The 24,670-nt window shown below is 41.8% G+C and carries 24 protein-coding genes; 12 read left to right on the top strand and 12 right to left on the bottom strand.

Features of this window, described 5'->3' with window-relative positions; all coding sequences use genetic code 11:
- The first annotated feature begins 100 nt into the window (after window positions 1-100).
- Entirely contained in the window at window positions 101-1,795 is a 1,695-nt protein-coding gene (locus DUK53_RS09320) for an immunoglobulin-like domain-containing protein (protein ID WP_124892708.1), read from the top strand.
- A gap of 76 nt (window positions 1,796-1,871) precedes the next feature.
- Complete coding sequence (locus DUK53_RS09315; RefSeq protein ID WP_052164786.1) at window positions 1,872-2,753, top strand: mechanosensitive ion channel family protein; 882 nt, start codon at window positions 1,872-1,874, stop codon at window positions 2,751-2,753.
- Between the two features lie 42 nt (window positions 2,754-2,795).
- Here the strand turns inward: DUK53_RS09315 and DUK53_RS09310 are convergent, their stop codons facing one another.
- From DUK53_RS09310 to DUK53_RS09285, 6 genes are all read right to left on the bottom strand, one after another.
- Window positions 2,796-3,917, bottom strand: a complete 1,122-nt coding sequence (locus tag DUK53_RS09310) for an N-acetyldiaminopimelate deacetylase (RefSeq protein WP_036129904.1) — start codon at window positions 3,915-3,917, stop codon at window positions 2,796-2,798.
- Between the two features lie 78 nt (window positions 3,918-3,995).
- A complete protein-coding gene (gene dapD / locus DUK53_RS09305; RefSeq protein ID WP_036088905.1) occupies window positions 3,996-4,706 on the bottom strand; it encodes a 2,3,4,5-tetrahydropyridine-2,6-dicarboxylate N-acetyltransferase in 711 nt (236 codons plus the stop codon).
- Window positions 4,707-4,755: 49 nt separating this feature from the next.
- Entirely contained in the window at window positions 4,756-5,634 is an 879-nt protein-coding gene (locus DUK53_RS09300) for a transcriptional regulator CcpC (RefSeq protein ID WP_036088903.1), read from the bottom strand.
- Between the two features lie 15 nt (window positions 5,635-5,649).
- Entirely contained in the window at window positions 5,650-6,084 is a 435-nt protein-coding gene (gene cbpB, locus DUK53_RS09295) for a cyclic-di-AMP-binding protein CbpB (protein ID WP_036088900.1), read from the bottom strand.
- Window positions 6,085-6,749: 665 nt separating this feature from the next.
- A complete protein-coding gene (locus tag DUK53_RS09290; protein WP_036077512.1) occupies window positions 6,750-6,974 on the bottom strand; it encodes a YkuJ family protein in 225 nt (74 codons plus the stop codon).
- 282 nt (window positions 6,975-7,256) lie between these two features.
- The gene (locus DUK53_RS09285; protein WP_036077515.1) at window positions 7,257-7,475 is read right to left on the bottom strand and encodes a hypothetical protein; all 219 of its coding nucleotides are present in this window, start codon (window positions 7,473-7,475) and stop codon (window positions 7,257-7,259) included.
- A 260-nt stretch (window positions 7,476-7,735) separates the two neighbouring features.
- Here DUK53_RS09285 and DUK53_RS09280 point away from each other — a divergent pair, with 260 nt between their 5' ends.
- Both DUK53_RS09280 and DUK53_RS09275 read left to right on the top strand, forming a co-directional pair.
- Window positions 7,736-8,149 (top strand): YkyB family protein, encoded by a 414-nt coding sequence (locus DUK53_RS09280; RefSeq protein ID WP_036088895.1) that lies wholly within the window; start codon window positions 7,736-7,738, stop codon window positions 8,147-8,149.
- A 122-nt stretch (window positions 8,150-8,271) separates the two neighbouring features.
- Window positions 8,272-9,423, top strand: a complete 1,152-nt coding sequence (locus tag DUK53_RS09275) for an aminotransferase class I/II-fold pyridoxal phosphate-dependent enzyme (protein WP_036088894.1) — start codon at window positions 8,272-8,274, stop codon at window positions 9,421-9,423.
- A 53-nt stretch (window positions 9,424-9,476) separates the two neighbouring features.
- Here the strand turns inward: DUK53_RS09275 and DUK53_RS09270 are convergent, their stop codons facing one another.
- The 3 genes from DUK53_RS09270 to DUK53_RS09260 all read right to left on the bottom strand — a co-directional run bounded on the left by DUK53_RS09270 (window position 9,477) and on the right by DUK53_RS09260 (window position 12,972).
- On the bottom strand, window positions 9,477-10,373 hold the full coding sequence (locus tag DUK53_RS09270; RefSeq protein ID WP_077917781.1) for an NAD(P)-dependent oxidoreductase: 897 nt from the start codon (window positions 10,371-10,373) through the stop codon (window positions 9,477-9,479).
- A gap of 614 nt (window positions 10,374-10,987) precedes the next feature.
- Window positions 10,988-12,706 (bottom strand): phosphoenolpyruvate--protein phosphotransferase, encoded by a 1,719-nt coding sequence (ptsP, locus tag DUK53_RS09265; RefSeq protein WP_036129902.1) that lies wholly within the window; start codon window positions 12,704-12,706, stop codon window positions 10,988-10,990.
- Window positions 12,706-12,972: a phosphocarrier protein HPr gene (locus tag DUK53_RS09260; protein ID WP_036058844.1), complete on the bottom strand. Its 267-nt coding sequence runs from the start codon at window positions 12,970-12,972 to the stop codon at window positions 12,706-12,708. Before DUK53_RS09260 ends, ptsP begins: the two co-directional genes overlap by 1 nt.
- A gap of 326 nt (window positions 12,973-13,298) precedes the next feature.
- Here DUK53_RS09260 and DUK53_RS09255 point away from each other — a divergent pair, with 326 nt between their 5' ends.
- Together DUK53_RS09255 and DUK53_RS09250 are read left to right on the top strand one after the other, a co-directional pair.
- A complete protein-coding gene (locus tag DUK53_RS09255) occupies window positions 13,299-13,493 on the top strand; it encodes a YkvS family protein (RefSeq protein WP_036129899.1) in 195 nt (64 codons plus the stop codon).
- 162 nt (window positions 13,494-13,655) lie between these two features.
- A complete protein-coding gene (locus DUK53_RS09250; RefSeq protein WP_036088887.1) occupies window positions 13,656-15,128 on the top strand; it encodes a phytoene desaturase family protein in 1,473 nt (490 codons plus the stop codon).
- 23 nt (window positions 15,129-15,151) lie between these two features.
- Here the strand turns inward: DUK53_RS09250 and DUK53_RS09245 are convergent, their stop codons facing one another.
- Window positions 15,152-15,952, bottom strand: a complete 801-nt coding sequence (locus tag DUK53_RS09245; RefSeq protein WP_036088885.1) for a hypothetical protein — start codon at window positions 15,950-15,952, stop codon at window positions 15,152-15,154.
- A gap of 157 nt (window positions 15,953-16,109) precedes the next feature.
- Here DUK53_RS09245 and DUK53_RS09240 point away from each other — a divergent pair, with 157 nt between their 5' ends.
- Window positions 16,110-16,721 carry a CPBP family intramembrane glutamic endopeptidase gene (locus DUK53_RS09240; protein WP_036129897.1) on the top strand — a complete coding sequence of 204 codons (612 nt, stop codon included), beginning with the start codon at window positions 16,110-16,112 and terminating at the stop codon, window positions 16,719-16,721.
- Window positions 16,722-16,769: 48 nt separating this feature from the next.
- Here the strand turns inward: DUK53_RS09240 and rpiA are convergent, their stop codons facing one another.
- A complete protein-coding gene (gene rpiA / locus DUK53_RS09235; RefSeq protein WP_036088881.1) occupies window positions 16,770-17,441 on the bottom strand; it encodes a ribose-5-phosphate isomerase RpiA in 672 nt (223 codons plus the stop codon).
- Between the two features lie 471 nt (window positions 17,442-17,912).
- Between rpiA and DUK53_RS09230 the strand changes: the two genes are divergently transcribed.
- From DUK53_RS09230 to dltD, 5 genes are read left to right on the top strand one after another with little or no spacing between them, the layout of a single operon-like run.
- Window positions 17,913-18,059, top strand: a complete 147-nt coding sequence (locus DUK53_RS09230) for a teichoic acid D-Ala incorporation-associated protein DltX (protein ID WP_036077528.1) — start codon at window positions 17,913-17,915, stop codon at window positions 18,057-18,059.
- 20 nt (window positions 18,060-18,079) lie between these two features.
- Window positions 18,080-19,621 carry a D-alanine--poly(phosphoribitol) ligase subunit DltA gene (dltA, locus tag DUK53_RS09225; RefSeq protein ID WP_036129895.1) on the top strand — a complete coding sequence of 514 codons (1,542 nt, stop codon included), beginning with the start codon at window positions 18,080-18,082 and terminating at the stop codon, window positions 19,619-19,621.
- Entirely contained in the window at window positions 19,618-20,796 is a 1,179-nt protein-coding gene (dltB, locus tag DUK53_RS09220; protein ID WP_036088877.1) for a D-alanyl-lipoteichoic acid biosynthesis protein DltB, read from the top strand. The genes dltA and dltB overlap by 4 nt, the downstream gene beginning before the upstream one ends.
- Before the next feature lie 26 nt (window positions 20,797-20,822).
- Window positions 20,823-21,059 carry a D-alanine--poly(phosphoribitol) ligase subunit DltC gene (gene dltC, locus DUK53_RS09215; protein ID WP_036088874.1) on the top strand — a complete coding sequence of 79 codons (237 nt, stop codon included), beginning with the start codon at window positions 20,823-20,825 and terminating at the stop codon, window positions 21,057-21,059.
- Complete coding sequence (gene dltD / locus DUK53_RS09210; protein ID WP_036129893.1) at window positions 21,056-22,330, top strand: D-alanyl-lipoteichoic acid biosynthesis protein DltD; 1,275 nt, start codon at window positions 21,056-21,058, stop codon at window positions 22,328-22,330. Before dltC ends, dltD begins: the two co-directional genes overlap by 4 nt.
- A 49-nt stretch (window positions 22,331-22,379) precedes the next feature.
- Here the strand turns inward: dltD and glmS are convergent, their stop codons facing one another.
- Window positions 22,380-24,188: a glutamine--fructose-6-phosphate transaminase (isomerizing) gene (gene glmS, locus DUK53_RS09205; protein ID WP_036129892.1), complete on the bottom strand. Its 1,809-nt coding sequence runs from the start codon at window positions 24,186-24,188 to the stop codon at window positions 22,380-22,382.
- Window positions 24,189-24,670 lie beyond the last annotated feature (482 nt).

The raw sequence follows: 24,670 nt of genomic DNA, 5'->3' as shown, positions 1-24,670 counted from the left end.
TTCTCTTCAACCCGATGGATCTACTAGATCTCAGTGGATTGGTGATGTTAGTGATAATGGAACTTTCTACGCTAATTCAAACCTTGTTAGTGTATCTAAAATGGATACAGCTGTCGAAGTAAAATATTTTTATAAAGTGCATTACTATAGAGATGTTCAAGATGTGTATTATACTAGTCAAACTAAAACGCTATGGACATCACAAGAAGTTGCAGAATCAAGCGTTAACAATTTATTTGTAGATAATGATATATCTAAAGGTATTAAACCTGATCTTACTCAAGCTGATCTTGATGCAGCTCAAATTAAAATCGATACCATGTCAGATACTACTAAAAAAGCGGAACTCCAACTGGAAATCGATAAAGCACAAACTGAATTTACTGAACAAGCGGCTGGAAGTGGAGCTGAATCAGCAGCCACAACAGCTGTAGATAACCTTTTCATCGATGGTAAAGTAAAGCCTGATCTTACACAAGCAGATATCGATGCAGCTCAAGCTAAAATCGATGCTGTAACAGATGCTTCTAAAAAAGCGGAACTACAAGCGGAACTTGACAAAGCACAAGCTGCTATTAATGAAAAAGCAGCGGAATCAGCGGCTCAAACTGCTGTAGATAGCCTTTTCATCGACGGTGTTGCTAAAGCTGATCTTTCTCAAGCAGATATCGACGCAGCGCAAGCTAAAATCGATGCTGTAACAGACACAGCTAAAAAAGCTGAACTTCAAGCTGAACTTGACAAAGCAACAACAGCTTTCAACGTTATCGCACCAACTACTATCAGCGCTTTAACGACAGATTCTGTCAAAGTAACAGGAAGTGGTGAACCCAACGCTCCTGTGACCATCAAAAACGGCACGACAACTATCGGTACTGGCACTGTCAAAGCAGATGGTACGTTTGAAGTAACCATTGCCAAACAAGCAGTTAACGCAACCATCACTGCTACTGTCACTAAAGCAAGCAATGGGAAAAAAGCTACGGCTTCAACAACGGTCAAACAAGGTATCGACTACTCCCTAACAGCGAATTCCTACAAAATGGGCGATACAAAACTTACTGGTACAGTCGGCAAAAACGTATCGAGAGTCCGTCTATGGATCAATGGCAAGCCGGTAGTCCAAGGCGTTATCAACGCAGATGGCACCTATGAATTCCCAACTGCCGCTAACTTCATCAAACTCGTTGGTGACACAGTGGAAGTCGTTGCTGTCGATAGCAACTATGTCGAAGTAAACCGCAAAACCGTTACTGTTACGGGGACATCAACATTCGATAACGCTTTAACTGTCGCTAAATTCAACACTGGTGATACGAAAATCACGGGTACTTTTGGAAAAGACATCAAAAAAGTACGTCTATCTATCAATGGTAAATCCGTAACACAAGCAACTACAACAGCAGCCGGTACGTTTGAAATTGCCAATGTAGATAAATTCATTACAAGTCCATTAGATCTTGTCGAAATTGTCGGTGTAGATGATCAATACAATGTACTAAACCGTAAAACAGTCAGCCTTCCTGGGTCAGACACATATGAAAACACATTCTCTGTAGATAATTACTTCATCGGTCAAAATACACTAGGCGGCTCTTACGGCCAACACACAGCTTACGTTCGCCTATGGGTGAACGGTGAGGTTAAAAAACAAGCAGATTTAAACCCAGCAGATAACACCTTCAAACTAAAAGGTATCTTCGGATTCATCAAGAGCAAAACGGACGTAGCAGAAATTGTCTATGTCGATGCGCAATATAAAGTAATTCAACGTGTAGCAGTAACTGTTAAATAATAAAGACAAAAGATTGCGTAGAGATTCCATCTACGCAATTTTTTTGCCTAGACACATCTCTCATTCATTTGTTAGAATGGTATCAGGTCTTTATTTAACGAAGGAAGTGACATGGTTGGGATTTATAACTCGGTGGTTTGAGAGTATTGATTGGGATAAAGTTTGGCTCGATTCCGTTTCTAAAATAATTAGCGTCATTGTATTACTCCTATTGTATTTCATTGTTGGCTGGATTGGGCGTAAATTAATTCGGAGCTTCTTTCGGAAATATCGTTCACAACAAATGGTTTCAGAGAGCCGTGCCAAGACGTTAGAAGGCTTAATTATGAACGTTTTTGGGTATATTATGTTTTTCACTTTTGCGATATTAATCTTACAGAATTTCATCAATGTAACTGCGATTGTGGCCGGCGCTGGTGTCGCTAGTTTGGCGATTGCATTCGGCGCACAAGGGCTTGTGAGTGATGTTGTTACTGGTTTCTTCATCCTATTGGAGCGTCAACTGGATGTTGGTGATAGTATTACACTGGAACAAGTGAATGGAAATGTGGAGACGTTGGGTCTGCGGACGACGCAGGTTCGTGATTTTGATGGAACACTTCATTTTATCCCGAATCGGCAAATTATGATTGTGAGTAACCATTCTCGTGGAAATATGCGTATCTTAGTGGATATTCGAATCGCGCCGACAGCCAATGCAGAACTGGCAATGAATATCATTAAACGGGTCTGTGAGCAGGAAAAAGCGATGAATAAGAACATTGTCGACGGTCCAACTGTTCTTGGCGTTCAGGAAGTGAGCGCGACAAGTACTGTCATCCGTGTCATGGGAAAAGCGGTGAACGGCGAGCAATTTGAAGTGCAGCGTAACTTACTGAAGGATATTCGAGAGGAATTAGTTCGCAATCAGATTGAATTACCACTTTCTTATCTTGCGCCTTTGGAACCTGGAAAATAAAGAAGAAACCTCGAGTTTTTAGGCTCGGGGTTTCTTTTTGGTTCACATACTCTCTAAATACCCAGTCAAAACTTCGATAGCAAACGGAATCGCGGCCTCGTCTGGATTTAATTTGGAGTGATGGAGGCTGTATTCAGAGTCCACACCGAGCCAGAACATGAAGCCTGGAATTTCTTCTAGGAAATAGCCGAAATCCTCGCCTGTCATTGCTTCTTTACACGCGATATAGCTTTCTGGATGTGCTTTTTGCAAGTAGTCAATGAATTTATTGGTTTCAATCTCGTCGTTGTCTACTTCGACATAATCGGAACCTGGAATAAAGTTGACCTCGCATTGGTAGGCCTCTTCCCAGCCTTTTGCGAGTTGCTTGAGGCGCGTCCACACAATGTCCATCGTTTCCTTGGAGAGCGTGCGAATCGTGCCATCCAAATAGGATTCTTCCGCGATAACATTCTGCACCTCGCCACCACGGATTTGGCCAATCGTGATAACTGCGGCATCTAAAGGATCGATGTTACGGCTAATAATCGTTTGCATCTGACCTACAAAAGCACTTGCCGCCACGACCATATCGTTCGCTAAATGAGGATACGCCGCGTGCCCACCTTTTCCTTTGAATGAAATAAACAACTCCGACGTATTCGCAAAAAGTAAACCTGGTTTCACCGCGATTTGTCCTGCTTTGTATTCTGGTGCGATATGAAGGCCAAACATTGTGTCCGGCCACCAAGCCTTGAATTCTGCGCTCTCCATGATTGGTTTGGCGCCACCTGGTCCTTCTTCAGCTGGCTGAAATACGAAAAGAAGATTGTCGCGTAACGGTTTGCTCGCAAAGTGAGTCAACAAACCGAGCGCAATGCTCATATGGCAATCATGACCACATGCGTGCATTTTTCCTTCGTGAAGGCTCGTGAACGGCAGTCCAGTTTCTTCAGTGATTGGAAGTGCATCAATGTCCGTCCGGTAACCGATTGTTTTTGTTGGGGCTGTCCCTGCGACGCGGACTAAAATCCCTGTACGCCACGTTTTGATTGCTAGGTTTTCTTGTGGCAACGTTGCTATGTAATCTAGTAGAAATTGCTGCGTTTTGAACTCCTCATAGCCGACTTCTGGAATGGTATGCAGTTCTCGGCGCAATTTTACGAATGGATTTAATTCGGTCATCCTTCTTCTCCTCCTAAAAAAGCGCCTACTCCTAACAAAAGTTCGCACTTTCGCCAAGAATAAACGCCGAATCATTTCTTATAGTTCGCGAAGTTCTTGCATAATTTCTGTTTTTGATTGTGTTTTCGCATCGATTTTTTTGATTTCTTTTGCAGGGATGCCCGCGACAACTGTGTACGGTGCCACATCTTTCGTTACAATCGCGCCTGCTGCTACAACAGCGCCTTTTCCAACGCGTACACCTTCTAGTACAACGACATTTGCGCCGATAACGACATCGTCTTCTATAATGACTGGTTGCGCGGATGGTGGCTCTACAACGCCTGCTAGGACAGACCCAGCGCCAACGTGACAGTTCTTACCAACCGTTGCACGACCGCCGAGTACCACGTTCATATCGATCATCGTACCGTCGCCGATAACAGCGCCAATATTGATGCTCGCACCCATCATGATAACCGCATTATCACCGATTTCCACTTGGTCACGAATCACAGCTCCAGGCTCAATACGCGCGTTAATATTTTTCATATCGAGCAATGGAATAGCCGAATTACGACGATCGTTTTCCACGACATAGTCTACTAATTTATCTTTATTAGCTTCAAGAAGTTCACTGATAACCGCCCATTCGCCGAAAATCGTTCCTGCTTCTCCCGTGATAAACGTCTTCACGTCTTCTGGGAATGCGATATTCGCAAGGTCGCCTTTGACATAAACCTTGACCGGTGTTGCCTTCTTGCTATTTTGAATGAATGAAATAATCTGATGCGCGTCCATTTGTTTCATGAATGAAAAACCCCTTTCAAATATGTGCCTCCATCTAATAGTGCCACAGCTAGTAGTGAGTTTCAAGATATTTATCTACAATTTCAAGAAACGCCTTCACTTGTGGCAGCGCGAGTGACTGTTCATAGCCAATCAGCGACGTATCTCGACTTAAAATTTCACCTGACTTATCGATGAGAGGAATTTTGTTAATGTCCTCGCTTGCGCCGATCAATGTCACCTCTGGCAAAATCGCAAAACCGATACCGTTAAAAGCCATTTGGCGACACGTCTCGATTTGATCCATCACCATGGCTTGACGCGGCATCTTGCCAAAATTGCGCTGCCAATAGTCTTGGATGACCTGATAATAATTCGAGTCGCTTTGGAACTGGACAAACGGCCGCTCAGAATCCAACACATCATCTAGCCGCATAATTTCTTTATCCACCAGAAAAAGCTTATCTTGAAAAAGTGGTTTTTGGATACTTTTCCAAGCTACGTTTCCGCGAACGATTCCGACATGCGCCGATCCGTCGACGAGCGCCTGATGAATCTCACTACTCCAGCCGGTGACGACCGAGATATGCACATCCGGGTACGCTTTGATAAATTGCTTCAAAACACGAGGTAGCCACATTTGCGCCACAATGCTAGCACAGGCGATTTTTAGCGTCCCGCGAACAATTCCGTCTTGCGCCTCTAAACGTTCCTGAATCTGCCGTTCCCGCTCGATAACACGCTCTGCATGCTGGACTATTGCCTCACCTTCTGGGGTCAGCAGTAAGCCTTTTTGCGTGCGCAGGAAAATCTTCGTATCCCATCTGCTTTCAATCGTTTGAAGTCGTTGGGAGAGCGCTGGTTGCGACAGAAATAGCTTCTCGGCACTTTTTCGCATATTAAGTTCTGCCGCTAAGCAAACCAATAATTCATACTCTGTGACAATCAATCGACTCTCTCCTATCTACTCATGGATATAGCGCTGCACTTGCTTTAGAATGACATGCCTCGTAATAATTCCTTCAAAAATGCCCGCTTCATCAACCACACAAATAAACGGATTGTCGACGAGTAACTTCACGATTTTTTCGATATCATGCGAATTCGTCAAAACTGGAATCTTCGTCTGCATCACATCTTCTACTTTTAGCTCCTCTAAGCGCTCATATTCAATGCGTTCCAAGCCAAGAATCGAATCGGTTATCATAGCGGAACTAATCAACCCGTGTAACTTAAATTCAAAATCTAGAACGGGAATAACAGAATACCCACATTTCGTCAAAACGAGTAAGGCATGCTCTAAATTATTTCCCATTTGGACGTGCGCTACTTTTTCGGCGGATATAATATAATTTTCTAATTTGTCATTCAAAAAATTTCCTAGTCTACTAGAGATCATCAAAATCTCCCTCATCTCTGTTCTTTATTGGCGTGTTTGAAAGTTAACTTCCAAAATTTAGTTATAACCCTGGCTATTCTAAATCCCTTGTGTATTTATCCCAAAATAGAATGGTTCAAACCTGCTCACGTCTATTTTACCATAAAGAAAGCTGTTTCAAAAGGGAAGGGGTTGAGAATGGGCGATTTTGGGTGGGAGGTGCTTGTGTTACGTTGGGGGATTCTGTTCTTTGATTTGTCATTGTTTTGAGGATTTGTTATCGTGGTTGGGCTCTTGGGATTTTCTTGGCTTGTGTAGGGATTGAGAGAGGGGTTCTTATTCATGTTAATAGTGTGAAGTCATACGTGGAGGGTTTGGTTTCCTAGTTTTTTATTTTGAGTTTTTCATGTTTGGCCCATCTCGTATGTGGGAACGCTCCGTTTTTGTTACTTATTCTTGTTTCGTGGGCTAGCTTCAACAGCCAAATCCTCGAAAACTTCATGCCCTCCATAAAAATCAAAAGAGGATTTTTACTGCGGCCCTTCCAGTTTTTTTCGGATTTAACGGGCTGTTTCAGCTTTTCGTCAACAAAAAGATTACCAAAAGCAACAGAGTTTGTCGTCTTTGGTAATCTTTCCGTTACTATTCTTTTTCACTGGAGACTAGTCTTGTTTCGTATTAGTCGCTTACTGCAGGATTTCGAAGATTTCTAGCGTCGTCATATCAATATCATCGAATTGATACTTGTTTTTATCTCCGTAAATTTCAATTTCATAGGAATTTGAAGCGTGGAAATAGCGTACTTCACACAACGGCTCTCCGTCTTTTTCGAATCTACGCGATTGTGTATCCGCCGTGTCATCCTCTTGCATTGCTTGTAAACGTTGAATAATTCCCAATAACTGAGACATTGTACATTCTCCTCTCTATTCAACCACTCGATTATCATTTGTTTAAAACCGTACTAACAGATTTTATCGCACCTTACACCTATTTAGCAAGCGTTCTGTAAAATTTATAATAAACAAATAATTCTCGACTCTTTATTACTGCTTTCCTCCAATCCGATTCCTTGAAACCTATTTTTTCTCCAAACAACAAAAAAAACGCAAAAATCAAGGTCACAAACCTCGTTTCACGTCTTCACTCAAAATTATATACTTAAAAACCTCAGCGTTTACCGCCACGCTGAATCAACCTTGTTTCTTATTTATATTTGTATCCAGCATCATTTTCACTGAACGCATAATTGTCTTTTGCCGGTGAAAACCTTTCACGCATACCGTTTGCTCATTCAGGGTCGTGTACACTTCACCCCAGGAACCAACTGGATTAAAACCATATACATGCAATTTCAACATCCCGTCTTTTGTCGGGAAATAAAAGGATTCTACTTTGCCTGTTTTATTCAATTTCCATCAAGCCCCTTCCAAAACGTTAACATTTTCTAATTGAAAATGATTATCATTATTGATAGTATACTCGAATTTTTCATAGAACACAAGCATTCTTGAAAAAAAGTTATCCGATAATTCAAGAAATGTTGCATTATTTAACGAAATGAGCGAAATTGCCGACACATTTACGATTTTTTTGATTTTTTTCTCTAGTTTCCCTTTTTTCTCCACGCGTTTTCCGTTATAATTAGTTATAACTGGAAAGGAGGGATACAATGAATTATGCGAGCAAAAAAATTGCCGAAGCGATCTTTATTGTGAATCGCCACAGCAAGGCCGCAATCGATCCACGCTATCTTTATCAACTGAAGAAAGCCGCGATTGAGAAACTAATACAAGAAGGCCACGCCAAAAAGCTAGGTCTACAATTTTCAAACAACCCGAAAAAGTCCTACCAACACTCTAATCTTCTTATTGATTGCCACGGTTTTCTGTTTCATCTTCCACCGCAAAAACAAGATATGAAAGACCTGCCACACCTTGGGACTATGCAACCAATTAAAACAACGAATCAAGTCAGAATGTCGCTATCACATGCGAAAACAACGCTCGAGAACTATACTGGCGTAAAGCCTGATCCTCTCAAGAAATCCGCGTTTTATGAGAATGCCTCCCCTTATTTCCGCTAACTTGGGACTTGATCCTATTCGTGATAAATTGGCGACAAACGCTTGTGCTCCATTTGCGTGAAGCCAGGGTTACGCTATACCCAAACAAATAATTTTGATGTTTTTAGAAAGGGAGTCTGGTCATGTCAAAACAGTTAAGACAGTCTGTGCAAGAAATTGAAATTAGCGGAATTCGGAAGTTTAATACCCGCGTTGCCGGGATTCCCGATATGATTAAGTTGACGCTTGGCGAGCCTGATTTTCCAACGCCTGAGCACGTGAAGCAGGCGGCTATCGAAGCGATTAACAATGATTTCACGAACTATACGCCAAACGCTGGTACTCCAGAACTTTTGCAAGCGGCTTCTGCTTATTTCCACGATAAATATGATTTGTCCTATAGTACGAACGAGATTATTGTGACGGTGGGCGCGACGGAAGCGATTAATGTGGCGCTACAAACGATTTTGGAGGCTGGTGACGAGGTCTTGTTGCCCGATCCGATTTATCCAGGATATGAGCCGCTGATTCATTTGATGGAGGCTAAAGCTATCAAAATCGATACGACCGAGACGGCTTTCAAACTGACTGCGGAGCAACTACGCGCATCGATTACGCCAAAAACGAAGGCGCTCATTTTGCCATATCCGTCGAACCCTACTGGCGTGACATTGACGCTTGAGGAATTGGAGCAAATTGCAGCGGTTGTTCGCGAAACTGGTGTTTTTGTCATTGCAGATGAGATTTATAGCGAGCTAACTTTCTTTGGAACGCATACCTCGATTGCAACGATGATTCGCGACCAGACGATTGTCATTAACGGGCTTTCCAAATCCCACGCGATGATTGGCTGGCGTATAGGCTTTTTAATGGCTCCTGAAGCGATTACAAGCCAAATGATTAAGGTGCATCAATATTCTGTCACCTGCGCGTCCTCGATCTCTCAGAAGGCTGCAGAAGAGGCGCTGCTTCATGGCAAAGATGATGCCGTGCAAATGCGTACAGAATACAACACGCGCGCCGGTTTCGTCCAAGACCGCCTGGCAAAAATGGGCTTTTCCATAGTCGAACCCGATGGCGCTTTCTACTTCTTTGCAAAACTACCCGATTCGGTTCCACAAAATTCATTTGACTGGGCCATCGAACTTGCCGAAGTTGCCAAAGTTGCAGTCGTTCCTGGCTCTGCTTTCTCAGAAAAAGGCGACCGCTATTTCCGACTTTCCTTTGCCGCATCGTTCAGCCAGTTAGCCGAAGCGATGGACCGGATGCATTCCTTCATGGAAAAATACGCATAATAAAAGCTCTGTACATGACGCCAGATTTCGCGTTACGCACAGAGCTTTTTGCTTTACTTTTCGTAGTATTTAATCAAGGTTTGTGTCCCATTATCAGCCAATCCAGACTCCGCTAACTGCTGATACATCTGTTCCGCCATCGCAAGTCCCGGTAGCTCCAGCCCCATTTGTTTCGCCTCATCTAGCGCGATCCGCATATCTTTGATGAAATGTTTGATGAAGAATCCCGGCGAATAATCGTCTTTTAACACGCGCGGAATCAAGTTCGACAACGACCAACTTCCAGCCGCACCACCCGATATCGACGCCAAAACTTTTTCAGGATCCAGCCCCGCTTTTTTCGCGTAAACAATCGCCTCGGTGACCCCAATCATATTCGACGCAATCGCGATTTGATTCACCATTTTTGTGTGCTGACCAGCCCCTGCCCCCCCTTGTAAAATAACACTCTGCCCCATCGCTTTCAAAACCGGCTCAACTGCCGCAAAATCCTGTTCGTCCCCACCAACCATGATAGTAAGCGTTCCATTTTTTGCACCAATATCACCACCAGAAACAGGCGCATCAAGCACCGCAATCCCAGCCGCCTTGCCCTCATCCGCCATTTGCTTAGCAAGATTCGGCGAAGAAGTCGTCATATCAATCGCAAAAGCACCCGAACGAAGCGTCGTCAAAAAGCCGTCCTCTGCCAAATAAAGCTGCTCGACATCTGTAGGGTAACCGACCATCGTAATCAGCACATCCACGTTCGGTGCCAACGCTTGCGGTGTATCATACCAAGTCGCCCCCGCTTGAATAACGTCCTCCGCCTTCGATTTCGTCCTCGTATAAATATGTACCTCAAAACCCGCCTTCATCAAATTCCGAATCATGCTCGCGCCCATGACCCCAACACCAACAAACCCAATTTTCTTCATCTGAAATTCCTCCTTTAGTCGTTCACTTTTCATATAGACAAAGTTTACATCTGGTTTGAAGAAATTGCAAATGGGAGCGGTTGTGTTTAGGTGACGGGGTTAAAAAGCGTTGATGTATATGCGGAAGTAAATGCAAAGGGCAGTTTACAATACCTAGATAAAAACAAAGCTGTGGCATCCAAGGAAATATGGGAACACCTATTTATATTTCACATCACTTAAATAAAAACAAATCTGCGTTTTCCACCAATCTAACCTTACATCTCCCCACCTCAAAACCTCGTTAAACCCTCTGCTACCAGTCTCTACACCAAAACTGTCGACGCCCCGTAGTTTTTGCACTACTAACGGTCGACAGATTTCACCATTTCACATACATCCACATACACAGAAAAACCCGAGGAATCATCCCCGGGCATTCGTGTCTATACGCAAAACATCTCTGCTTCGCCAAACTGTCAGCGGGCCGACAAATGATTAGCTGCTAGGCAAAGGCGAGTACCGGAGCGGAATGTACGATTTGTACATGAACACCGGAACAGAGCCACTTAAGGATGGCAGCCTCACTCTGTTCGCCTGCATATTGGTGTTGTAACTCATTTCATTTCGAACAACACCAACAATCGTTTGTCGGTCCGCTGACTGACTTATTCGGCTGTATATTTATTAACTAACGCCACAACATCTTCTTCTGTCGCTTGTTGTAACGCTTCGTCCGCTAATTTCGCCATTTCTGTACGATCTAAGCGTTTGATAAGAGAACGTGATTTAAGGATGCTTGACGCGCTCATAGAGAACTCATCTAAGCCCATACCAAGTAGTAATGGTACAGCCGTTTGATCGCCAGCCATTTCGCCACACATACCAGCCCATTTGCCTTCTTTATGCGCTGCGTCGATAACCATCTTCACAAGGCGTAAAATAGAAGGGTTGTACGGTTGATACAAGTAGGAAACCTGTTCGTTCATGCGGTCTGCTGCCATTGTATATTGGATTAAATCGTTTGTTCCGATACTAAAGAAATCAACTTCCTTCGCAAACTGATCCGCAAGAATCGCCGCTGCTGGAATTTCAATCATAATACCAAGTTCGATTGTGTCAGAAACTGCCACACCTTCTGCTAAAAGTTCTTTCTTCGCGTCTTCCAAAAGTCCTTTGGCTTGGCGGAATTCATTAACTGTAGCAATCATCGGGAACATGATTTTTAGATTGCCGTGAACACTTGCGCGCAGTAAAGCACGTAATTGCGTACGGAATAAATCTTTGTTCGCAAAACATAAACGAATCGCACGGAAACCAAGGAATGGATTCATTTCATGCGGCAAATCAAGGTACGGTAACGTTTTATCGCCACCAATATCGAGTGTACGAACAACAACCGCTTTTCCGTCCATACCAGAAAGTACGGCTTTGTAAGCTTCATATTGCTCTTCTTCGGTTGGGAAGTTTTCGCGACCCATGTACAAGAATTCTGTACGGTAAAGTCCGACTGCTTCCCCACCATTCGCGATAACACCTGTCAAATCTTCTGGCGTACCAATGTTGGCGCCAAGTTCCACATGATGACCATCTTTAGAAACGGTTGCTTCGTTTTTAAGCTTATTCCATTCTGCTTGTTGCGCCGCAAAATCGGTTTTCACTTTTTCATAATGAGCGATTTGGTCAGCAGTTGGGTCAATGATCACATTGCCTTCCAAGCCGTCCACGATAATCATTTGTCCTTCTTTCGTATCATGCGTGATTTCACCAGTACCTACAACAGCAGGAATTTCTAGTGAACGCGCCATGATCGCCGAGTGAGAAGTACGTCCGCCGATATCTGTTACAAAACCTTTAACGAAATTACGGTTCAATTGCGCCGTATCAGAAGGTGTCAAATCTTTCGCAACAACAACAACTTCTTCATCGATTAATGCTGGATTCGGAATTGTCACGTTCAAAAGGTGCGATAACACACGCTTACGAACATCACGAATATCCGCCGCACGCTCACGCATGTACTCGTTATCCATCGATTCAAACATGCCGATAAACATGTCCGTCGTTTCTTGTAAAGCAGACTCTGCATTTACTTTATTGTTTGTAATATTTTCAGAAATTGGTGTAATGAGTTCTGGATCATTTAAAACCAAAAGATGCGCATCAAAAATTTGAGCTTTATCTTCGCCTAAGCTTTCCTTCGCGATGTCACGAATTTTGCCAAGCTCCGATCCAGAAACTGCAACTGCATCCTGAAAACGTTTAACTTCGGCTTCTGTATCAGCAACTTCCGTTTTGTCAAAAGACAAGTCTGGTTCCACTAATAAATAAGCTTTCGCGATAGCGATACCATCGGATGCTGCGATACCTTTTAATTCCTTAACCATTACTCAGCCAAGCCTTCTTTTTTAAGAACTTCCGTTAGGCCAACGATTGCGTCTTTCTCATCGCTACCTTCAGCGTAAATTGTGATGTCAGCGCCTTTACCAATACCTAAAGACATAACGCCCATGATTGATTTCAGGTTAACTTTTTTGCCAGTGTACTCAATTTGTACATCCGAGCTGTATTTGCTTGCCGCTTGAACTAAAAGAGTTGCTGGGCGTGCGTGGATTCCTGTTTCATCGATTACTACAAAGCTTGCTTGTTCCATAATTTACATTCTCCTTCATATAAGAAATTTTATTGTGACTCTTCTCACTAAAAAAAAATTCAGCAAAAAAAGACTATCCCTCAATTAAAAAGATTACCATGTTTTCGCACCCGACACAACTATTTGGTGCAAATTTATGATGAAATTCCGTATTTTCTTTAAAAACGTTATCATTTAGTGGTAAACGTGACCAATTTCAGACATTTTCACAACGCTTACAAGGTCTTTCATTTGCATTCCCACCATCTTTCAGGCAAAATGGAGACAAAGTTTTATATTTAGTGAATTGCTTTTATTAACGTTTCTATGAATCGGGAGTGATAAACATGGCAAAAGCACAAGTAGGAGACATTATCGAGTTCAAAAATGGCCTGACAGGTGTCGTTGAGAAAATAAATGAAAACTCTGTCATTGTAGACTTAACACTAATGGAAAATTTCAAAAATCTAGCTATTGAAGAAAAAACAGTGGTGAATCACAAAAAGTACAAGATTATCCACTCAATAGGCGAAGAAAAATAAAATACTGACTATAAAAATAATAAGGCGTACTATGCTCAGATAAAACTGGCTTACGTATTTCCACAATCCTTTGCACAAAGGTCTATAAGTCCATTTTTGAGATGGTTCATTGTATACCTTCGTGTTTTTTTGTGCCAAAACTGCTAATTGGAGTGAACAACGATGTCAAAAAAAATTATTATCATCGGCGCAGGTCCAGGTGGATTAGCCTCCGCCATGCTACTAACAGAACAAGGCCACGACGTACATATCTATGAAAAAGCTGCCGAAATTGGTGGGCGAACAGCACTTTTAAAGCAAGATGGCTTCTCCTTTGATTTAGGGCCTACTGCTTTAAATATGCCCAACGTGTTAACCGCTTTATTCGCGGACTGCAACCGAAATATCCAAGACTACATCAAACTCGTTTCCCTAGATCCACTTTATAGCCTCTATATAGAAGACATTATTTTCAGCCCTTCTGCGGATCAAGATAGAACGAAACGCGAGATTGCAAGTCTCTTCCCAGGTGAGGAGGAGCATTATGACCGGTTTATGCACGACAATGCAAAAAAAATGATTTATTTGCTCCCATTGTGGCAAGAACCGTTCTCATCTCTGTGGTCCGTCTTTCGATTACGAACATTGCGTGCGCTACCAAGCCTCACACTCGGTAATCATTTAATTGATGAACTTGCTAAATATTTTGAAGATAAGCGACTACGCCTAGCCTTTTCATTTGAAACAAAATTTTTAGGTATGTCGCCCTGGGAAACGCCTGGTGCTTTTTCTGTCATCCCATTTGCCGAACATTATTTTGGCATTTTTCATATTGTCGGTGGTATCAATCGTCTGACTCACGCGATGAGTGAAATCGTGCAGGAGAACGGCGGTACCATTCATCTCAATCAACGCGTCCAACAAATAAATACAGCAGCAAAAAAGATCACCTCTATCACACTCGAGAATGGGGAAACGGTTGAAGGCGACTACTTCTTTCTAAATGCAGACTACGCCTACACAATGAGTCATCTTTTCTCCCAAACAAAAGCACCTGTTAGTTTAAAAAAATTGGACAAAAAGAAATACTCTTGTTCTGGTTTTGCTATGTATCTAGGTTTAGACACAACACTCCCATTGAATGTGCACACCGTTCTATTCCCAAGCGATTTCCGGATTCATATGGACGAAATCATGCGTCAACAAATCATTCCAGAAGACTTGTCTATCCACCTCACTTATCCTGCCGCGGTCGATAAAACCGTTGCACCTAGAAACATGTCTACACTGCGCATTCTCGTTCCGGTGCCCAACAATGACAGCAAGATTAACTGGGAGCAAGAACGTTCCGCACTGCGCCAACTTATTTTAAAAACCATTGAGAAAAAACTGGATTTCGTTGATTTAGAATCCCATATCCTCACAGAGAAAATCATCACGCCACATGATTGGGAGAAGGATTATCATATTTTTAAGGGCGCCATTTTCAACCTGACACACCAATTATCACAGCTAGGTCCATTTCGGCCAAATAAAATACCAGCCATCAAAAACATGAAAATCGTAGGCGGTGCGTCACATCCTGCAAACAGCCTTCCATTCATCCTAGAGAGCGCCAATATTGTTGTTCGCCAATTCAATAAAGAAATTACGTAATCAAAAAAACTGCTGCAATCAACTCATGCAACAGTTTTTTTCTTCGTATCGCTTTCTAGGCTGAGATAATAACAAACCGTAAAAATAATATTTCCGATTAACGTCACTAGTAAGATACTCTTCAAATCCATAAAATAGCCTAATACGAGGAAGAACGAAAGAACAATCCAATACACGAGGACAAGTTCTGATTTTAGCGTTGGAAAATGCAGTTTCCCCCACTGATCCGTTAAGCTAAGCATGAAATAAATCATCAAGTGTAGGATAAGTCCCAGCATCCACCAGTTCGCGGCATCTGTCATTTGAATAATTGTTAATGTTGGACTATCTAGCGCAGATTGCTTCACTTGCATGGCCACAGGTTCTATTAGCATCTCAAAAACCATTACCATCGTTGCTGCAATGACCGCGTATATGCCTCCACGAATCCAGTCTATTCTAATTTTCAGTGTTATTTCCCGGGAAATAACGTGCGTCCCAACAATCAGAACCAGCCAAATAAATCCAAACGCAACAGGTATGCCGTTGATAACAAGCCCGAAATCCGTTGTAACATCACTCGCCTGCCCTGCATTTGTGAGACTCGTTTGCATCCATTCAATGCTCGTACTAACCGCGAAAATTAATATCGTAATCGCTGAACCAAGCCCCTTACCATACTGTAAAATTAAAAATATAACTGCAAAAACACCAGATACAATAAAAAATAAGGCATGAATCTCCGTTAATCGAAGTGGCAATACATTCAAAACGATTAGTATTACTGCAACGAAAAAGAGAGCCATATAGAGCCAAACGAAAAATCGAAATCTTTTTTCTATCATGAAAGCAATCAACTCCTATTCCTCAATTATAAATGATTTCAGCAAAACTACAATCAATTACAAAAAAACATCCATTTAAAAGAGTTACTTGTTGCTAAATATCTTCTTTTCTATTAAAGTATTCATAGATGGTAATGGAGTAAAGAGGTGTAAAAAATTGAAAAGCAGCAAGATTGATTATCGCCTTTATTTAGGCATCTTATTAGCAGCTGGATTAATGTATGTCACGTTCGAATACGCTTCTGTATTCTGGTACTTATATGGAGCATCCATGCTTTTTCTTATTAGTTGGGTCGTATTAAATGATGAATTAAAAAAACAGTTTTCAATCCTAAAAAATATAATTCCAGGCATGTTTAGCGGTATTATCCTTTATATTTTATTTTATATCGGGGCACTCCTACTGAAATTTATTCCAGGTAATTTCGATACACTTGTCGCAAAAGGATATGGAAAATATGAACCGGAGTCATTGCTCATTTGGATACTACTCGTTGTCGCAATCGTTCCTGGGGAAGAAATTTTCTGGCGTGGCTTTGTATTAAAACGACTAGAGCACGACTTGATCCCGTGGGTTGCCGTTTTTATAATGTCTACTTTGAACGGTGCTTTAATGTTGTTCAGTGGTAATTTCATTATCGCCCTAGCAGCAGCTTTAGCATCAGTATACTGGGGATTTATTTACATCAAACGCCCAAGTTTATCGCTTTTAATTGTTTCGCATTGGACTTTTAATTTATTGTTACTACTAGTTTTACCTATCTATTAATTAGAATAATAAAGTCGCCATGTCTGATTCGGACGTGGCGACTTTATTTTATTTATCGCGAACTTCTACGCTGCCATCGGAAAAACCTATCACAATAGATGACGCATAGTTCAGAAACAGGCCGTTTTCTACAACACCTGGCAGATTATTTAACCAGTCATTCAGCGCTTCTGGATTCGTTATTGCTTTCATTTGTAAGTCTAAAATATAGTTTTGGCTATCCGTCAAATAAATACTGCCATCTTCGTGATGACGCAATATCGGATTATAACCTTTCTCCTCCAGTTGCCGCTCCACTTGCTTGTATCCAAACGGAACTACTTCAACAGGTAACGGAAAAGCGCCTAGTGTCTCAACGACTTTATCTTCGCCAACAACCCAGATACTTTTTTTCGATGCATGAGCTACTAGTTTTTCAAATAAAAGAGCCCCACCGCCGCCTTTTACGCCTCGAAATGCTGCATCCACTTCATCGGCTCCATCGATGGTCAAATCGATTTCCGTCACATCATTCAAGTCCATTAACGGAATATTTCGCTCCAAGGCTAGCTTTTCGGTTGCTTTGGAAGTGACAACACCTGTCACATTTAAACCTTCTGCTACTCGGTCACCTAATTTTTGAATCATATAGTACGCAGTTGATCCCGTTCCTAATCCTACAACCATGCCATCTTGAATGTACTCACATGCCTTTTCTCCCGCAATTTGCTTGCTATTCACTAGCACTAACCCCCCTCGAAAAAATTCATACTTCTTTCATTATATAGAATTTCCAATGATTCGCATAGCCGTATCCTATATTTTCATAAATAATAATATTACAAGGCGACATAATACAGTAATTAAATGCCAATTTTCACTCGATATCCTCCTTTATTTGGGAAAATAGCAGTTCTTGAAAAAATTCACAAAAAGTTCATAATTTCCACCTCACAAGCTATCTAAATCGCTTTAAATCGCTATTATTGAATCCAATTAGAAGTTCAGTGTAGTTTTCTATACTTTTAAAAGAGTTTTTTCATCTATTTTTTGTTCCGAAAAAGCTAATTTAGGCACTCCTGCAGCAACCCTTACACAACCTTACAAAAATGTAATTGGACATTTCGCGGGAAATACGTTACATTATATAAATACATGACACCCTATTTTAACAATTGTAATATTAAAGAAATGTACGAGGTGATATAAGACATGAAGAAATGGAAAACAGCGATGTTCCATCCAACAGCTATTTTTATCTGGAAGACGTTATTTTATCTGGTTGTTTTACTCGGCTTGCTTTGGTTCTATGGCTTCAAAAACCCGAACGACACCACATTTATTTATAATGAATTTTAAAAGAAAAGAGGCGATTACGAATGAGTGTATCTTTTTTCACCACTTCTATTAATGAACGTATTGATGAATGGGCAATGAAGACACCAAACAAATCTTGTTACGATTACAATGGCAACTCCCTGACATACCGTGAACTGAAGGAACAATCAGACGCATTAGCAGTCTTTTTATTGCAAGAACTAGCGGACGATTTGGCACCTATCTTGGTTTATGGACATATGGATGCTACGCAAATTGTGTCTTTCCTTGCTTGCTCTAAAGCTGGTCGCGCCTATGTTCCAATCGATGCGTCGATGCCTGCTGACCGTATCAAGCAAATAACGGAAGTCGCACAACCTAGCTTCATTCTTTGCACCGATGAATTACCTGTTGAAGCAACGACTGCTGGAGTGAACACCATTACTTCGGAACAATTGCAAGAAATCATCGCGCATAATGCCGGACAAACACCTGATGATTCTAATTTTGTGAAAGCAGAAGATAATTATTACATCATTTTCACATCCGGAAGTACGGGCGTTCCAAAAGGTGTGCAAATCAGTCATAATAATCTCGTGAGTTTTACAAACTGGATACTCCAAGATTTTCAAATTCAAGAAGGTGCTCGTTTTCTCAATCAAGCGCCCTACTCGTTTGATTTGTCTGTCATGGACCTTTATCCTTGCCTACTTGCCGGTGGAACGCTTGTGCCGCTAGATAAGACCGTTAGCGCTAATTTAAAAAGCTTGTACGAGGCAATTCCAAATCTAGAAGTAAATGTTTGGGTTTCTACGCCTTCTTTTGTAGATATTTGCTTGATGGATCCGAATTTTAACGGAGAAAATAACCCGTCGATTACGCACTTCCTGTTTTGTGGGGAAGTTTTGACCAAAGAAACAGCTCAAATGCTCATTAATCGATTCCCTAAAGCTACTGTTTACAACACGTATGGACCGACTGAGGCGACCGTTGCTGTAACTAATGTGGTCATCGATGCGAACAATGTGAACACATATCCTAGCCTGCCACTTGGACGAATTAAGCCAGATACAAGGCTCGCTATTTTAGATGAAGATGGTTTACCTGTTCCAAATGGGGAAAAAGGGGAAATCGTCTTGATTGGTCCTAGTGTTTCAAAAGGTTATCTCAATGAGCCAGAGAAAACGGATGCTGTTTTTTATACGGATGAACCGTTTCAGGCTTACAAAACCGGAGATTGCGGCACGATTATTGATGGCATGCTCTTTTTCCAAGGTCGGCTTGATTTCCAGATTAAGCTTCATGGTTACCGTATCGAGCTTGAAGATATTGAGAATAATTTGAAAGAAGTAAGCTATATTCGCTCTTGTATTGTCGTTCCAAAAATGCGTGAGGGTAAAGTAGATAGTTTAGTTGCCTTCGTCGTTCCTTCTGCTCATGATTTTGAGAAGGAATATAAGCTAAGTGCCGCTATCAAAAAAGAACTCGCAGAATCAATGCCTAGTTATATGATTCCACGCAAATGGGTGTACAAAGAGGAACTCCCACTAACGATGAATGGCAAAATTGACCGCAAGCAGCTTTCCAGTGAGGTGAACACATGACAACGCCATACGGATCAATACTCTATTTTGCAGTATTGTTCGCCTTTTTAGCACCGATTGTGATTGCTGGCTTACTCGGTAAAAGAATGCCTGTTTACAATGCTTTTGTGACACTGGTCTTCATTTACATGATGTTTGCTAGCAACACGATTCAAGCGATTGCCTTGATTATATTCGTATTTTGGCAATTAGCACTCGTAAGACTTTACTTTAATTATCGGCAGAAAAACAACCATGGCGGCATTTTCGTACTCGCGCTCATTCTCTCTATCTTGCCGCTCTTCATTGTAAAACTTCAGCCGTTACTCGCAGCGAACACAACGATGATTGGTTTTCTTGGGATATCGTACTTAACTTTTAAAGCCGCGCAAATGATTATGGAGACACGTGATGGTCTAATTAAGGAGCTGAACTCGTGGGATTTCATTAATTTCCTACTGTTCTTCCCAACGCTATCATCTGGCCCAATTGACCGCTTCCGTCGCTTTAAAAAAGAAGCTGATTCACCTATAGATCCTGACAAATATGCAAATTTACTTAATCGTGGTATTTTCCTTATTTTCTTAGGTTTTCTATATAAATTTATTATCGCTTATGTGATTCAAACGAATGCGATAACTGGTCTTGAGTATAACCTCCACCATCACGTTCAATTTGGATGGAGTTTGGTCGGCTACATGTATGCTTACAGTATGTATTTGTTCTTTGATTTTGCAGGCTATAGTGCTTTTGCGGTTGGAGTTAGTTACTTGATGGGTGTGCAGACGCCGATGAACTTTAACAAACCGTTCGCAAGTCGCAATATTAAAGAATTCTGGAATCGCTGGCACATGACGCTATCATTCTGGTTCCGAGATTTCGTCTTTATGCGTCTTGTTTTCTGGATGACAAAGAAGAAGTTTTTCAAGAGTAAGTTTACCGTGGCTTACATCGCCTATTTCGTGAATTTTTTAATCATGGGTATGTGGCACGGACTCCATTGGTATTACATCGTTTACGGGCTTTATCAGGCGGCGTTGATCGTCGGATTTGACCTCTTTGAACGCTGGAATAAGAAAAAGAAATTCTACCCAAAAAATAAAGTCACCAACGTGATTGGTATTGTTATTACATTCCAATTCGTCTGCTTTGGCTTCCTGATTTTCTCAGGTATTTTTGACAAAATTAGTTTTTAAATAAAATGATAAGGTGGTAAAATATTATGGCATTTCGTGAAGACGTATTAGAAATTTTAGAAGAGATTACTGAATCAGAGGAAGTTGTGGAAAACACATCAGTGCATTTGTTTGACGAAGGACTTCTCGATTCAATGGCAACCGTTCAGTTATTAATAGAAGTAGAATCGCGCTTAGGAATTACAGTTCCGGTTTCAGAATTCGATCGTGATGAGTGGTCGACTCCGGATCAAATCATCGCTAAACTTGAGGAATTAAAATGAAAAAGAAACTTTGGATGACATTTGGGCCTTTGCTTATTGCAGGGGCTGTGTTCTTATTCATCCTGTTCGGCCCAAGCTCCATCTTTGGCGGTGTTTCTACTAGCACTGTCAAAAAAAGCGCTACTTCTATGAATCCAACTGTCGTGCAAGGTGTTGCCATTCAACAAAAAATGCTTGCGACAGATAAAAACTATGTCCCTATCTTTGGTTCTTCGGAGTTATCACGTGTGGATCAATTCCATCCCAACGTCTTTGCGGAGAAATACAATCGTGGCTATACGCCGTTCCTTATTGGTCGTCCCGGCACGCAATCCCTTTCGCATTACTTAGATATTAAAGCGATGGGCAATGAGTTAAAAGGTAAGAAAGTTGTATTTGTTTTATCGCCACAATGGTTCCAACCAGCTGGTGTTGACGATGGGCACTTCGGTGGGAATTTCTCGCCTCTTCAAGCTTATAAATTTGCGATGGCAGATGAGCCACCTACTGCTGAAAGAAGATATGCGGCTCGTAGATTGCTGAGTTACAAAGTTGTGAAGAATGATACCACTTTGGCGGCATTGCTTGAAAGTATCGCATCCCCTGGCCCTAAAACCGAGGTCGATATGTTTACAAAAACAGCAGCGGTGGCTCAGGTGAAGATTTTACAACGAAAAGATGATTTAGATTCGAAATTCATTCAAGGTTCGCGTGAGGAGAAAGTTCAGAAAAACTTGAAACTCCTTCCTGATGCGTTGGATTATACGACATTAGACGAATTAGCAACAAAGACTGGTGAATCCAAAGTTGGCGCGAATCCATTTTTTATTAAGGACTCCTATTATAAGAAGAAATTAGAGCCAACAATTAATCAGTTGAAGGATAGTCGGACGAATTTAAGTTACGATGAGTCACCTGAATATAGTGATTTACAGCTTGTTATGGATGCTTTTAAAGAGGTCGGTGCGGATGTGCTTTTCATCAATCCTCCTGTGAACGGGCCTTGGTATGATTATATTGGCGCTTCTCGTGAGAAGTTGCAGAAGTACTATGATAAATCTGGAAAACAGATAACAGAACAAGGTTTCCACTATTATGATATGTCGAGTTACAGTGATACGCCTTATTTCTTGGAAGATACGATTCATTTATCTTGGCGGGGTTGGGTAGCGATTGATAAAAAGATGGATCAGTTTATGAAAGATAAGACGAAACCTACGTATGAGAAAACGCCAAAACAGTTTTATTTTAAACAGGTTCTCCCTCCCAAAAAGGAAGATAGTAAGCAATAAAAGAAGGATGTAGATAACGTATCGGATACGCAGTCTACATCCTTCTTATTTATTCTACTGTAACGCTTTTTGCTAGGTTACGTGGTTTGTCTACATCGCAACCACGGTGAAGCGCTGCGTAGTAGGCCAGTAGTTGACACGGTACGACGCTTGCTAGTGGTGTTAGGAGTTCGTGAACTTTTGGAATGACAAATTGGTCGCCTGGTTGGTTCACGCCTTCCATCGACAGGATACAAGCGTTGGCGCCACGTGCAAGTACTTCTTTGACGTTACCACGGATATTCCAGTTGATGCTTTCTTGGGTGATTAGGGCAAGAACCGGCGTGCCGTCTTCAATCAAGGCGATTGTTCCGTGCTTCAATTCACCACTTGCAAAACCTTCTGCTTGAATATACGAGATTTCTTTTAGTTTCAGCGCGGCTTCCATGGCTACGAAATAATCGATATGGCGGCCAAGGAAAAAGGCATTGCGTGTTGTTGCTAAATATTCTCCAGCGATATGCTCGATGGTTTCCTTGCTGTCGACTAGGGTTTCCATCGCGTTTGCAACAATGCCTAGTTCTACGATTAGATCGAAATCTTTAGCCTTGCTTAGACCCTTCTCACGGCCTACAACAGTCGCTAAAATAGATAAAGCTGCAATTTGTGCTGTGTAGGCTTTTGTGGATGCTACGGCGATTTCTGGGCCTGCGTGCAGGTACATGGTGTTGTCTGCTTCGCGATCCAATGTTGAGCCTGGCACATTCGTGATTGTGAGCGAGCGGTAGCCTAGTTCTTTGACTTTCACCAATACTTGGCGGCTGTCTGCTGTTTCACCACTTTGCGTAATAAAAATGAACAATGGCTTTTCCGTTAGAAGTGGCATGTTGTAACCGAATTCGCTAGAAACGTGAACTTCGACTGGTACTTCTGCTAATTTTTCGATTAGATTTTTGCCGACAAGTCCTGCGTGATAGCTTGTTCCGCATGCAACGATGTGGATGCGATCGGTGTCTAGTAGTTCTTTGACAATTTTCGGATCTACGGTTACATCGCCTGCTTCGTTTTGGTAAGCTTGGATAATTTTACGAATAACGGCTGGTTGCTCGTCTGTTTCCTTTAGCATGTAATGTGGATAGGTTCCTTTTTCGATATCGGATGCGTCGAGTTCAGCTGTGTAGGCTTCTCGCTCGATTTCTTCGCCAACCAATGTCTCGATTGTCACGCCGTCACGTTTCACAAGGACGATTTCTTCATCCATGATTTCGACGAATTGATCGGTTTCGCGAATAACTGCCATCGCGTCACTTGCAATGACATTGAAATCTTTGCCTTTTCCGATAAGAAGCGGACTTTTATTTTTCGCTGCGTAGAGCGTTTCTTTGTCTTGATTATCGATCAAACAAATAGCGTATGATCCGTGAAGCAAGCTAAGCGTCTTCGTGAATGCTTCTTTTGTTGTCATGCCTTGGTTTGCAAACATTTCGATGAGCAAAACGATGACTTCTGTATCGGTATCACTTGCAAAACTAGCATCGGCTAAATATTGATCTGTTAATAAGGAATAGTTTTCGATGACGCCGTTATGAACGATCGTGTAACGCCCTGACTTGCTTTGATGTGGATGTGCATTGGCATGACTTGGCTTCCCGTGTGTCGCCCAACGTGTATGCCCAATTCCCATTTCACCAAAAGCGTCGGCTGGTACTTCTGAACGTAAATCCGCAATGCGCCCTTTTTCTTTCGCTACTAGTACGCCAGTCGGTGATTGGAGTGCAATCCCTGCTGAGTCATAGCCACGATATTCTAATTTCTCTAGTCCTTCTAATAAAACTTCTTTCGCATTCTTCTTTCCAATAAATCCTACAATTCCGCACATAATAAAATCCTCCATTTGAGGGCAGACTTATCCTGTATGCAAGCCCTCTATTAATTTGAAAAAGGGCAGACTATTCCGCTGTCTGTATTCCTTTCGCGTTTCCATGGGGATAAAACATGTTCCTTTCCACTCTGTTCACCAAGTCGCCTTGATGGTTTGTAGCAAAGGCATCACGATTGCATGTACAACCGAGGGACTCCCGCCGAATTTTCGATTAATCCCTTCCTCGTCAACTAGAGACGTAACCTCTAGTTCTGGCGCTTCTATTCAGTTGTGAGCGATCCTCCTTTTCATTTTTTCTAGGAAACAAAATTATCATACCTCATAGTTGTATAGTTCGTCAAGCCTTATATAATGTACCAATTATGAAATTGGTATAGTCATTGACAAAAACACGCTTTTATTTGATAATGGATAGGAAGCGTCATTTGCTAGGAACGGTCAGGCTTTAGCAATGACTCCATATAGAAATTTTGACCAAG

Source organism: Listeria sp. SHR_NRA_18 (genome assembly GCF_003856515.1).
GTDB lineage: Bacteria > Bacillota > Bacilli > Lactobacillales > Listeriaceae > Listeria_A > Listeria_A newyorkensis.
The sequence above is the reverse complement of the archived record's forward strand: the minus strand, read 5'-3'. Positions and strand labels throughout refer to the sequence as shown.